General features: G+C 34.2%; 13 protein-coding genes and 1 pseudogene. 8 read left to right on the plus strand and 6 right to left on the minus strand.

Features of this window, described 5'->3' with window-relative positions; translation table 11 throughout:
- Nucleotides 1-66: 66 nt before the first annotated feature.
- Nucleotides 67-1,662 (plus strand): DUF4153 domain-containing protein, encoded by a 1,596-nt coding sequence (locus MHH37_RS17165; RefSeq protein ID WP_342573986.1) that lies wholly within the window; start codon nt 67-69, stop codon nt 1,660-1,662.
- A 150-nt stretch (nt 1,663-1,812) separates the two neighbouring features.
- On the opposite strand, the pseudogene MHH37_RS17170 reads toward MHH37_RS17165, so the two are convergent.
- Nucleotides 1,813-2,049 (minus strand): annotated as a pseudogene (locus MHH37_RS17170) (DinB family protein); the annotation flags it as partial.
- A gap of 1,505 nt (nt 2,050-3,554) precedes the next feature.
- Here MHH37_RS17170 and MHH37_RS17175 point away from each other — a divergent pair.
- Nucleotides 3,555-4,118 carry a hypothetical protein gene (locus tag MHH37_RS17175; RefSeq protein ID WP_342573988.1) on the plus strand — a complete coding sequence of 188 codons (564 nt, stop codon included), beginning with the start codon at nt 3,555-3,557 and terminating at the stop codon, nt 4,116-4,118.
- Between the two features lie 197 nt (nt 4,119-4,315).
- Here MHH37_RS17175 and MHH37_RS17180 read toward each other — a convergent pair whose 3' ends face one another.
- The gene (locus MHH37_RS17180) at nt 4,316-4,525 is read right to left on the minus strand and encodes a DUF6366 family protein (protein WP_342573989.1); all 210 of its coding nucleotides are present in this window, start codon (nt 4,523-4,525) and stop codon (nt 4,316-4,318) included.
- Nucleotides 4,526-4,804: 279 nt separating this feature from the next.
- Between MHH37_RS17180 and MHH37_RS17185 the strand changes: the two genes are divergently transcribed.
- A complete protein-coding gene (locus MHH37_RS17185) occupies nt 4,805-5,245 on the plus strand; it encodes a hypothetical protein (protein ID WP_008405454.1) in 441 nt (146 codons plus the stop codon).
- A gap of 446 nt (nt 5,246-5,691) precedes the next feature.
- On the opposite strand, the gene MHH37_RS17190 is transcribed toward MHH37_RS17185, so the two are convergent.
- From MHH37_RS17190 to MHH37_RS17200, 3 genes are all read right to left on the minus strand, one after another.
- Nucleotides 5,692-5,856 (minus strand): hypothetical protein, encoded by a 165-nt coding sequence (locus MHH37_RS17190; protein ID WP_342573991.1) that lies wholly within the window; start codon nt 5,854-5,856, stop codon nt 5,692-5,694.
- Nucleotides 5,857-5,985: 129 nt separating this feature from the next.
- Nucleotides 5,986-6,945 (minus strand): nucleoside hydrolase, encoded by a 960-nt coding sequence (locus MHH37_RS17195; protein ID WP_342573993.1) that lies wholly within the window; start codon nt 6,943-6,945, stop codon nt 5,986-5,988.
- A 110-nt stretch (nt 6,946-7,055) separates the two neighbouring features.
- Nucleotides 7,056-7,661, minus strand: a complete 606-nt coding sequence (locus tag MHH37_RS17200) for a hypothetical protein (RefSeq protein WP_342573994.1) — start codon at nt 7,659-7,661, stop codon at nt 7,056-7,058.
- 572 nt (nt 7,662-8,233) lie between these two features.
- Between MHH37_RS17200 and MHH37_RS17205 the strand changes: the two genes are divergently transcribed.
- The 4 genes from MHH37_RS17205 (at nt 8,234) to MHH37_RS17220 (ending at nt 11,099) form a co-directional block, all read left to right on the plus strand.
- Nucleotides 8,234-8,965, plus strand: a complete 732-nt coding sequence (locus MHH37_RS17205) for a conserved phage C-terminal domain-containing protein (protein ID WP_342573996.1) — start codon at nt 8,234-8,236, stop codon at nt 8,963-8,965.
- Entirely contained in the window at nt 8,956-10,227 is a 1,272-nt protein-coding gene (locus MHH37_RS17210; RefSeq protein WP_342573998.1) for a replicative DNA helicase, read from the plus strand. The genes MHH37_RS17205 and MHH37_RS17210 overlap by 10 nt, the downstream gene beginning before the upstream one ends.
- Nucleotides 10,220-10,699: a hypothetical protein gene (locus MHH37_RS17215; protein WP_342574001.1), complete on the plus strand. Its 480-nt coding sequence runs from the start codon at nt 10,220-10,222 to the stop codon at nt 10,697-10,699. The genes MHH37_RS17210 and MHH37_RS17215 overlap by 8 nt, the downstream gene beginning before the upstream one ends.
- 142 nt (nt 10,700-10,841) lie before the next feature.
- Nucleotides 10,842-11,099, plus strand: a complete 258-nt coding sequence (locus MHH37_RS17220; RefSeq protein ID WP_342574003.1) for a hypothetical protein — start codon at nt 10,842-10,844, stop codon at nt 11,097-11,099.
- Nucleotides 11,100-11,175: 76 nt separating this feature from the next.
- Here the strand turns inward: MHH37_RS17220 and MHH37_RS17225 are convergent, their stop codons facing one another.
- Complete coding sequence (locus tag MHH37_RS17225; protein ID WP_342574005.1) at nt 11,176-11,562, minus strand: hypothetical protein; 387 nt, start codon at nt 11,560-11,562, stop codon at nt 11,176-11,178.
- Between the two features lie 75 nt (nt 11,563-11,637).
- Between MHH37_RS17225 and MHH37_RS17230 the strand changes: the two genes are divergently transcribed.
- Nucleotides 11,638-11,865, plus strand: coding sequence for a single-stranded DNA-binding protein (locus MHH37_RS17230; RefSeq protein WP_342574006.1), 228 nt, complete (start codon nt 11,638-11,640; stop codon nt 11,863-11,865).
- Nucleotides 11,866-11,867: the final 2 nt, after the last annotated feature.

The raw sequence follows: 11,867 nt of genomic DNA on the forward strand, positions 1-11,867 counted from the left end.
GAAAATGATTAGCTTGAGCATCTAAAATAAAAGCATATAATGAAGACATAAAGGGGGGTATCTTTGATGAGGTTTAATCGAATCTTTCAACAATTTGCAGCAATAACCGAGGCAATCAAAGCATTTCCACTAGCTACTGTGCTCTTAGTCGTCTTATTCTTCGTGAATGTAGCAGAAATTAGCGGTACTGTGGCAAATTACGAAAAATGGCTGGCAACGCTTGTTGTTGCTGTATTTGCTGCATCTGTAGCTGACTTATTTGCCAAACATGTCATAACGTATAGCATCGCAATTTTTTTTACAGGGCTTTTCTTCTGGATTAGCAGCTCCAATGATCTTGTATTAGCGATCCAAACAGGCGTTGTTATCAGTGCGCTCATGATGGGCTTTATATGGTGCGGAAAGGAAAACTTCAGTGCTCGTTTTTTCCATATTTTCAAAAGCATACTCATCACAGCCTTCTTCTCCATTATCATCTTTGTTGGATTAATGCTCATCTATGCAGCGATCAATTATTTACTGTTTTCGATTAATTCAAATATCATCGAGTATATCGCGGCTATTGTATTTGGTTTGTTTACGCCATTATTCTTCCTGTCCTTGACAATGAAGAAAGAGGAACCTGCCCATATTCTTGAGGTGTTGCTTTCGTACGTAATTGTACCGCTGACAATGGTGTATGCTGTGATTTTAGTAATTTATATAGCACTGCATTTCACCGATTGGTCAGAAAATTTACTCGAACCATTATTAGTGTATTTCGCGTCAACTGTACTCATCGTCTACTTTTTAAGCTACCGACTTAATAATGGGTTAACGAAATGGTTCCGACTTATTTTCCCGAAAGTATTACTTATCATTGTGCTTTATCAGCTCGTTGTCTCCATCATGAAAATCGGAGAGACTGGCATTACACATGGCCGATATTTTGTTATTTTATTCGGTTTATTTGCCATCATCATCGCACTGATCCTGACATTTATTCCAAAAAAGCAATGGCTTGTTGCACCGATTTTTATCGGGTTTAGTTTACTTTCTGTCATCCCGCCTGTTGATGCTTTTACGATTAGTAAAAACAATCAGGAAAATCTACTACAGGAGCGTTTACAATCGCTCAATATGTACGATGGAGAAGTTCAGCCGAATCCGGAAATTTCTAATGAGGATAAACAATTCATTACGGAGAAATTTGATTATTTACAGCGTATGGATTATGACATTGCGTGGCTGCCGAATCAACGTTTTGAAAAAATCTTTGGTTTCTCGCCACAGTATAAAGATTATATGAATGAAGTCTATTATACTGTTAACTTAAATGGAGATGAACCGATTATCACTGCAATTGATCATTACGATTATTTTGTTCAAGTATCCGCTTCACAAAATCCACCGCACAGACGCTTTGAGTTAACAAACAATATGCAACTCCGTTTACAGAAGGATCAGCTCGTGTTAGTGAAAGACGAGCAAGAGCTTTTAGCATGGCCGTTGGAGGAACTAGACACCCTCTTTACAAGTAATTACAGCGAATTATCTGTAGAGGAAGCTACTTTAACCGCAGAAAACGACCGCGCGAAGCTGCAAATCATCGTACAATATGCTCAATCCCATCGCAATCAACGCTATGCGGAGTTATATGTTTTTGTGCAGGTGAAGGAATAAGGAATGAATGGAACAGCCCTTGACATGCGGATTGTCGGGGGTTGTTTTTGGTAAGAGGTGAAAAAATTAAAGCATAAAGAACGCACAATTCCTATTTCAAGAATTGCGATCGATTGTGGAATATCGTTTTTCAACAAAAGACTCCTTTAGTCAGTAAGAATGAATAGAATTAAACCTTCTACCAATAAAGTTAGCAGGTATGGGGTTGAGTTCTAATTCTCTTGACCAAATAGAGAGTTGACCAATGTGATGAATTTCATGGGCAATTATATGGTGTAATATTTCCTCAACGGTATATTTATCTTCATCCCAAGGTACATTTACAACTTTATTTTTAAATTTATCTATATCTTTACTTAGAAATTCTGCTATTTCATTTCGCAATCTATCAGAAAGAAGAGTTAGCTTTTTGTCACTAAAATCCCTCTATATTTTTTTAGTAATTTGCTAAACGTTTCTTATCAAAGAAACTAATTGATCACCGTTACAATGTGTAAATAAAGAAGACCATCTAATCATTATTCAACTAAAGCCCCCGATTGTTGAATAACTACTAATTTATTTACACTAGCTTTTAGAATCAAAATTAATGTCCTAAAGAGATTGTTCAAGTAAAAAGGAAGAACAGCACTTATTGGGTGCCGTTAACACAATAAGTAAACGTTTTTGTAATATAAAATCCTTTTTCCAAAATAAAAAAAGAAAGAGAGTCTTAACGACTCTCTTTTTTTTTGAAAAATAATGACTAACTCATGAATTTTCCTTTGTAGAAATAAGCCTATAACAAGAAAGAAATAAAACTATACTTAAAATGAAAAATATTATTATACCGATCTCAAAATAAGCATATAATGCAAATATTATCGAAAGATTGATTAATGCAATAATTAAAAATATATCATAATAATTTTTTAACTTAAAACTAATAATAATTGATAAGAAAAATAAAATATTAGCAATGAAAAATAAAGGTTCTAATTCAAAATATTTTAAATAAAAAATCATTAAACAATAAAGAAATAAAACCAAAAATACTTTTACAAATTTAATCATCTTACCACCCCTTTTTATACTAACGAAAGTCATTTTAACTATAAAAATAATTTAAGGTTTAGTATGATCCAAGTTTTTATAAACTTCACATTATGTTTAATTAATTAAAAAATTTAATGCTCAATCAAAGAGTAATGTTAATATGTAATTCGTTTTTCTCATTCTTTTGTTTCTTTCTTTCAATTTTCAACACCTGCCCTATTTTATTATATGTATAATTTAATATTGAAATATTCCTATTTTTATTATACAGAAAGTAATACTAAATTTTTATGAGTTATTAGACTTCATATAAAATGGGACTTAAGAAGTACAAACAAGCCTTATTTATTGGATAAGGCTTGTTGTTTTATTTTATTTCGTTTCAAAAAAGTAATAGTAAAGTTTTTAATTACTTACTTTTAATAGAGTTGAGAGTTATCGTAAAGATAAATACGACTAATAGAATTTAGATTCATAATCTGTGTATTGGTAATCTTCTATGACAACCAAATTTTCCTATTTAATAAATATTCAATTAAACTATTAATTCCTATTCAATTAAATGGCCCTATAACGGAAAAACGCAATCTTCTTATTGAAGGATCGCGCCCGATTGTGGAAAAAGGATTGCACCATACAGATTTACAAAGTTAGGGACAAAATGTTACCAAATACAATTTAGGGAACCTTCAGCCAGCAGCTAAGAGAGTTTATTGTCTTAGCTGTTTTTTATTCAATAACAGGACTGTACTAGCTTTATTTACAAAGATTTAGTTATACTTTGATAATTGGAGTAGCATATTTTACTCTAACAAAACAATAAATTAAAATCATTACCGATTGAAAAGGTGAGTACGTTGAAATTTAATTATAAAATTACGAGTGCAGGTTGGGCTATATGCGAACTAGAAGTGTCAAATCAACAATTTACTTTTGAGGTTAGTTGGATTTCTGATGCATTAAAAGAATTTTTAGAAGCTATCGTGCGATTGAATCCCGACGTTGATCCAGATTATTATGAAGATGAAACAGAATGTAGTTGGCATCAAGAGCCAGGTTTAGTTGAGTGGGATTTTAAAATTTCCGACATAAAAAGTGATGAGAAAAATCTTTTTCTTACAGTGAAGCAATATGAAGATGACAGTAGAAGGCATCGTCCATTCATTGATGTGAAATTTTCATGTAATTATGATGAATTCGTATCATCAATAGTAGGAAGTTTGGAATCTCTTCTGAGAGAGTTTGGTTTAGTCGGTTATTCGGAAATGTGGGGTGGAGCTGATTTCCCGATAGCTCATTACTTAAAGTTAAAGCAATATGCTATAGATAAAACTATCTTTCCAAATGTTACTGAAGAGACTGACAATACGATTAAAACAACGACAAGTTTGGATTATGAAATGAAATTGCTCACGATGTAGCTTTAAAATAAAAGAACAAAAATACCTCGTAAAACCTTAATTTAGATTAATAAGAAGCATCCATTTTGAAATATAATGGATGCTTATTTAGCATTTTTTATTATAAAAAAATTAGATCATTTTCTACAGCGTTACTCCATAAACGCGCCCGATTGTTGAAGATAGTTATTCAGTGTCCCCGTACTTTCAAATGGGGATTACAATGACTTATATATACTATATACAATAAAAATTACAAGGATGATTATAATTAATACTCCGATTTCTTTGATACTCATTCCAGAAGTATTAGGCGTACCTGCTTGTGTGCGATTTAGATTATCATTGAAATTTCCAGCTGGATTCCTCGTTTGTTCTTCTCGATATAAACGCTCTCTTTCCTGTTCTGGTGTTACTTTTCTAGGCATCTGAACACCTCCTAAGTTGTTATATTAGTATTTCTAGCAGAGTTCAATAAATTCCTTTAACCTTCCCAAAACATCGTTTAGTAGTACTGCCTAAAAGAATTTTATTCCACAATCTGGCCCTATAACGGAAAAACGCGATCTTCTTATTGAAGAATCGCGCTCGTTTGTGGAATAACGAATGCCATTATAAGGTTATGATCAGCTTACAATAACAGCCCAAAGCGATATGTGTAACATTAGGGGAATTCTACACGTCTATGTTTACGAGGGGGGAAATGTATGAAAAAGATATTAATTTCTTTATTAGCTGTAGTTGTGCTAGTAGGTGGTATTTATTTTGGATCTAACCTTAAACCACCTAAACCAACCATAACTATTGAAAATAATACTGTAAAAGTGGCACAAGGTTCTTATTGTTGGCGTGGGCTTATTAATGCACAATGTGTTGATATGATTTCGCCACCAGATATTATTAAACATCACGAACTTAAACCTGTTATTGTATCACCTGAAGCTAAATTAAAAATAGAATTTAATCGTAAACCTCTAGAAAATACGTTGAATGCATCTTTATGGCTTAGTAACGGGGAAACGGAAAATGCCCCATTAAATGACAATGTACTAGTAGTGCCAAAAGAAAAGGGTGTTTATATTTATAGTGTTTCTGCAAATTGGGAAAAGGGAAGTTCGGGTTATGTCTTTGTAATTGAAGTTAAATAAGTCTTCTTTTCTTTCATGAGTATTTTAGTAACAAGTTTTTATAACGTACACATAACTAAACCTAATAACGGTCCCAAATCAAAGTTTGGGCAGTTTACAAAAGTCGAAAACGTTAATTTAACAGCGTTCTCGACTTTTTTGTATCACATTATTTATACGATATTTTATACAGTCAGCTGAAACTCTTGATATAAAGGATTTTATACTAGTTGGGTATAATCTTTAATTTGCATAAAAACTTGTATTGCCATTCTTTTATCGTTATAAATCTAAATATTTTCTAACACTCCCCAAGAAAAAAATGTTGCTCCACAATATGGCCCTATAACGGAAAAACGCGATCTTCTTATTGAAGAATCGCGCCTGATTGTTGAAGATTGATTTTCTGCGTCCACAACTTAACTTGGGAATGATATTTGTATATAGATTTATGCTTCATACCGCCTCTAAAATGAATAATGATCTTTGAAGATTAGAAACCATCCTTGTACTTTACCGATGTCTTTTTTGTCTACCAAATCTACTAAAATGGCAGGACGCAAAACAAGTGTCAGACATCCTAAACTGAGTGCTAGCGATAGAAACGCAATGGCAAGTACAACTGATGACATCAATGTTTCAACAAAATAGAAAATACCACTTAGCGCTAATACTGGACCTAAGATGAAAATACTGCTTTTAACAACGTTTTTCGTTTTCGCATATAATTTATCAGATACCGTTGAAAAGATTAGTGGCTCTTATGATAATCTATCTGAAATTGTCTGGACAGCATCCATAAATACTTTAACAAATGCTTCGCGGTCCACATCATGCAATACGTGCACGTTTGGTGTATTGCCTGTTGAATTGTGTAAATCTACGACTGTTGCACCTGTTGTGATACCCTCTGTCGACATTTCTACATAGTAGTCTGTTCCTTTGAAAAACTCAGGATGCAGTAAATACATGATGGCAGAAACATCATGGAAGCGGAGCACATCGGCATAATGCGGCTCACTAAAAGGTGTTGGTTTCGCTACATCCAAATAGTATGTCACAAGATCATAAGCCTTTTGCGCAAATTCTGTACCGATGTCTAGAATTTTTTCCGCCTCAGGTTGTGTAACGAATGCTTTGTGAGTCACATCCAACCCGCACATGCTCATCGGTACGCCTGATTGCATCACAATTTGAGCGGCATGCGGATCGACAAAGGCGTTAAATTCGGCAACGGCTGTTTTATTGCCACCTTGAGCTGCGCCACCCATCCAAGAAATCGTTTCAATGTTATCCTTTACTTCAGGGTGAGCGAGTAATAATGCTCCGACATTTGTTAAAGGACCTGTCGCAACAATCGTTACCTTCTCCTCACTCGCTAAAATCGTTTCACGCATAGCTGCAACTGCTGGACGGACATTTGCCGGTACTTCCACTTTCGGAAACTCTACTTTTCCAAAACCAAATGCACCATGAATCTCCTCTGCTACTTCAAGCTTTCGGAACATCGGTTGCTCAAGCCCTCGTGCAATCGTAACGTCTTCTCCAATATAATTTAAAAATGCATGTGCATTGTAATTCGCCTTATTTTGCGAAATATTTCCAGATGCAGTCGTTACTAAACGAATATCAAAAATATCCTTATTAGCAAATGCTACTGTCAGCATCATTGCATCATCAATGCCTGGATCTGTGTCAATAATTAACGGTCGTCTTATCATGCTGTTTTCACCTAATTCTTTCATTTATAGTCTCAGTATTAGATTGCCATAATCACTGTGTTAATTAAAGCAAAAAAGTACATCCTGATAAAATCAAGATATACTCGGGTTTAATTATTTATATCCTTATGACGAGAAAACTCGATTAACATTAAGTCTTCTGTATCCTTCTCTATTTTTTCTATATCCGGACGATCCCAGTCACTTCCGTTATATTTTTCTTGATCCAATATATAATGAAGCTTCGTATACTCCGCATTTTGTATTAAATGAAGAATATAACCTACTCGGTCCATCATGTACTTATTTAAAGCCATCATATCTTTATTAGACAGTTGGCTAATGACTTCTAATGGTGTATTTTCAGGAATCTTAGAGTACTCATCATAACCGTATTTACCGGCATGCATATCTTCAATAATTCCGTTTCTAAAGATAAAGTGGACAATTTTTCGTGATAAATCAAACACACTCTCTTCAAGATCACACTCTTCAGGTACCTCACACTTGTTAATATATTCTAATGTCATGGTATTCTTATGACTTTCAAAATTTAAAGCATCTTCATCTCCCTCATAAAAAAAGTCTTCCATTTCAACTAACTCATCTATGAATTGTCGATCAAGCTTTTCAAATGTACCGTTAATAACCTTTATCAAATTACTTCTCTCTATAGGATCAATTGAATCCAAAAAGTCGTCTTTATCTGAGCTCATTTTATGCCTCCATATTATCACAAGTTTGTTGTATCAGGTACAGTCATACTTGCTCATAGTTTTGTCTCAACTCATTAGTTTTATTCTGGAAATAACATTACCATGATGTTCTTGGGCTAGTATCAGATTAGATTCATTTATACTCATTTTTACAACTTATCGCCCCCAGGTTTCTTTAGTTAAGGTAAAGCACATACTTAATAATGTTCTATTATGATTTATTATTTCAAAATAGAATTATCGTCATTTTCCAAAATTAAAATCCTGAGCTATTTCTTGTATATCCCTCTGACAAATAATCCCCCTCTCATTTGCCGCTCAAATCCCTTCTCGTAAGTCACTTCAATCCCATCCCCCTGCCCAAAAAAGTCCCCTCAATAAAGATCTTTAAAATCTTTTAAAGAATTTAAAAATATATATATTGTTGCGTTAAAACGCAACCGTATGATTTTTTCTTTGTGCCCCTTAGCATGGTTCCAACGAAAAATACTATTTTACATAACTTGTCCCCTTTTTTGAATTCGAAGGACATATATAGGGCAAGACAGTAAACAAAAATTGGAGGTTGGGACATGAAATTATTAGTGGATGAAGAACACTTCCCTGTATCACCGAGCTTGTCAGCCAGAATTGGGATTGAAGAAGCATTATTGCTTCAGCACCTCAGTTACCGATTAGAAAAAGAAGGGGTAAGTAAAGAGGGATCCATTTGGTATTGCCAAACCTATCAGGATTGGTCGAAGCAATGCTTCTTTTGGAACGTTCCTAAAGTCCGAAGACTCTTAAGAAAGTTAGAAAACTATCAAATTATCGTTTCCTCAAACAAATTTAACCGTTTCTATACAGACCGTACGAAATGGTACCGGATTAATTACGAAAAACTCAACGAACTGCTTCAAACAGAAATTTATAACCAAGATGAGCTGTTTCCTGAAGAGCCAAACTCGCCCGAGAAGAAAAAGAAGAAATCGAATACCGACCACGATATGGTGATTGCAAACATCATTCTTTATTTGAATGAAAAAGCCAAAAAGAATTTTAATGGAAGTTCCAAAACAAATATCCGACTTATCAAAGCGATTTTAAACGAAGGCTACACAGTAGAAGATTGCTACTTAGTCATTGATGAACAAGTGAGAAACTGGAAGAACGACCCACAGATGAACAAATATTTGAGACCAATCACATTATTCCGACCAGGGAATTTTGAAAGCTATTTAAACGATGCGCTTACAAGACAGCAGGAAAATGATTTCGATTTTGAGCCTGTCGTACTCGATTTTGAGGAAGGTGAATGCTATTGATTAATTTGGAGTTTTTGGAGCAGAGTATTTTAGCAACGATGCTTGAAGAAAACTATTTGATTATGGATAGCCAGCTGAAGCCGGAAATGTTTTATGGTCAACACCATCGTCAGCTTTTTATACTGATGCAGCAACTCATAACAGAAGGCCACCCTGTCGATTACTTAACGCTGAGTGCACGATTTGAACAGATGGAAACAATCGGAGTGACCTATCTGACTGAGCTCATGATGTTTGCCAATGTAGAGAAATTTGATGATTATGCTCAACTGTTACGAGAAATTTGGCGTGAGCGTCAAAAAGCCCAAATATTATTTCAAGCAGCAGAAGGAGATTGGGCGATTCTTCAAATTATCGAGCGACTCGATAATACACAGCTTGAAGGTAATCAGATTGATACATCCATCACACAAAATTTAGTCGCGATGCATAATCGTCCTTGGGAGGAAGTGAATACACCAGGGCTTATTGTCCCCCACATTCATGATCTTGCTTCCATAATCGATGGGTTCCGACCAGGCGAATTGACGATTATAGCTGCCCGACCTTCAATGGGAAAAACCGATGTCATGAACAATATCGCCCTACAAGCAGGTTGGCAAGGACATTTACCAATCATTTTTTCTTTAGAAATGAGTAAAACCATTTTACTGGACAGGCTTATTGCGACGACAGGTCACTATTCCCGCTTAAAGATGCGCAACCCTAAAGAATACTTTTCGGAGGAACAAAAGAATAAGTGGATGCGTGTCCTAGAGGATGTTAATAAGTCGAGTATCCACTTAGATGATAGAAGTAGTTTAACGATGCCCCAAATTCGTAGCCAGGCACGCCGTATTATTCGGCAAAATCAAAACAAGACCCCCGTAATATTAATTGATTACTTACAAATTATTCAAACTGATGGTGACTACGAGCATTCGGCTATGGCGATGGGCAAAATTAGCCGCGCTTTAAAGCAAATGGCAAAGGAGTTTAACTGTCCGGTTATTTGCCTATCACAGCTTAACCGCAATGTTGAGGCGCGCAGCAATAAGCGACCATTAATGAGTGACTTACGTGATTCCGGATCTATCGAGCAAGATGCGGATGTCATTATTTTACTGTATCGCAACTCGTATTATGAAACAGAAAAGACAGATGCCCCTGATTTACTGGAATTCATCGTTGCGAAAAACCGCAATGGTCCGACTGGATTAGCAAAAGCCATCTATAACAAGAAAACAGGTCATATTTGGACAAGGAGCGAAATTAATGCCTAAAGTAACCGTCTATAACCTTTTGTTAGACATGATAAAACACGAAGAAAACTTTGGTGCTTACTGGATATACCTTGCTTTAAAGAAAGGCTATTTACAAAAGGAGGATGATCCAAAGCGTATTTACGAGGTACCATTTACAAATGAAGAAATCGCTGAAATCAAAGCAATGAATGAGCGTGATGTGCTCGGCATCAATAGAATTAAACTTTATGCAACAAGTATTACAGATACTAAGTACGCACTATATTTTGCAAGAACACCATACGATGCCCAAATGTTACACTCAACTATTTACGGCTCCAAACCTACAAAATGGCACAGCATTTATAATCAGCATAAATACACGAGTATCCTACATAACGAAACAAATGAGGAAATCTATCTGTTTATGTTGAAGGAGCGAGTTAAAGAATTCCCTTATTATATTGGGGAGGTTGTTGTGGAGAAAAGGGAGAGCGGGGTTACAGTATGAGTTAGATTATAAAATAATAATATTCCCCTACAAATAGCTTGAAAAAGTATTTTTGACGGATAAATCATCAAAAACTGATGATAGGATTGCTTAAAATTTCTTCGTATAATTATATATAATACAAATGAATGGAGGATTTTACTTGATAGGGTTAGAAAAATCAATTATTTATGAATTAGGTACTTATGAAGCCGAAGTCTATAGTGTTGAAGTTTTTAATTACGAGGAATTAAATATCTCCATCACATTAAAAAAATTTACGAATCAACAGTATTCTGCTGATTATACTATTGAGATTGAAGATCGAATAATTAATGGTGCAACCGGTATCTTCTCATCTAAAGAAAAAGCTTTATTTACTGCAGAAAAATTTATATTGGAGGCATTGCAAAATAAATAATATGAAATTAATTAAGAACACTCTTCTTCCCTTTGTTAATAGGTAAAAGAGTGTCTTTGTTTTTTAAGATAAAACATTATTTGACCCCTCTTGTAATACCTAATAATTTTATTGATAAATTATCCCTCAAATCAAAAATTTCATCTTCTGATATTTCACCAATATCGGTACTATGTTCAGACTCAATATTCTTAGCAAATATAATACTTCCAGCTAATTCTACAGTATCTCCAAACTTGGTTATAATTTGGAAAATAGGAAATGATGCTTTAAAAAACCCATTCTCATCAACTATCATCACTATTTGGTCACTATAATCTTGAAAATCTAAAGTTTCACATTCTAGATTATTTGCTAAATCTTCATATATAGTATCTCTCGAAGAATGTAATTCTATTTTTGACCCTTCAAATTGCATTTCATATATATTAAAGCCAATTTTGTAAAAAAACACAGAACGCACATTCCCTTCTATTTACTTTATGTTAAAATAATTATATCATATGCATAAGCTTATGTTTATGAAAAGAGGGATCCTATGGACTGTTTAAAACAAGCTATTTCAGAAATTCTACACTTAGAAACAGGAGAAGAATTCCTAGTTAAAGATTTATTTAAAGGTTATGAATGGAATAGATTAGGCATTGGTGAAAGAAGAACACTAGGTGCCTTATTTTTAAATGAAGTAAAGAATGGCCAATTAAAAAATTTAATTGAGGTTGTAAATAAAAATAGTGCAAATCAACAATTATATGTAAGACTTTAAGT

This window comes from Solibacillus sp. FSL K6-1781, from assembly GCF_038630735.1.
Lineage (GTDB): Bacteria > Bacillota > Bacilli > Bacillales_A > Planococcaceae > Solibacillus > Solibacillus silvestris.

Coding starts and splice junctions, on each gene's coding strand:
- MHH37_RS17165 (WP_342573986.1), top strand. CDS start 67: ATGAGGTTTAATCGAATCTTTCAACAATTTGCAGCAATAACCGAGGCA.
- MHH37_RS17180 (WP_342573989.1), bottom strand. CDS start 4,525: ATGCCTAGAAAAGTAACACCAGAACAGGAAAGAGAGCGTTTATATCGA.
- MHH37_RS17185 (WP_008405454.1), top strand. CDS start 4,805: ATGAAAAAGATATTAATTTCTTTATTAGCTGTAGTTGTGCTAGTAGGT.
- MHH37_RS17190 (WP_342573991.1), bottom strand. CDS start 5,856: ATGTCATCAGTTGTACTTGCCATTGCGTTTCTATCGCTAGCACTCAGT.
- MHH37_RS17195 (WP_342573993.1), bottom strand. CDS start 6,945: ATGATAAGACGACCGTTAATTATTGACACAGATCCAGGCATTGATGAT.
- MHH37_RS17200 (WP_342573994.1), bottom strand. CDS start 7,661: ATGAGCTCAGATAAAGACGACTTTTTGGATTCAATTGATCCTATAGAG.
- MHH37_RS17205 (WP_342573996.1), top strand. CDS start 8,234: ATGAAATTATTAGTGGATGAAGAACACTTCCCTGTATCACCGAGCTTG.
- MHH37_RS17210 (WP_342573998.1), top strand. CDS start 8,956: ATGCTATTGATTAATTTGGAGTTTTTGGAGCAGAGTATTTTAGCAACG.
- MHH37_RS17215 (WP_342574001.1), top strand. CDS start 10,220: ATGCCTAAAGTAACCGTCTATAACCTTTTGTTAGACATGATAAAACAC.
- MHH37_RS17230 (WP_342574006.1), top strand. CDS start 11,638: ATGGACTGTTTAAAACAAGCTATTTCAGAAATTCTACACTTAGAAACA.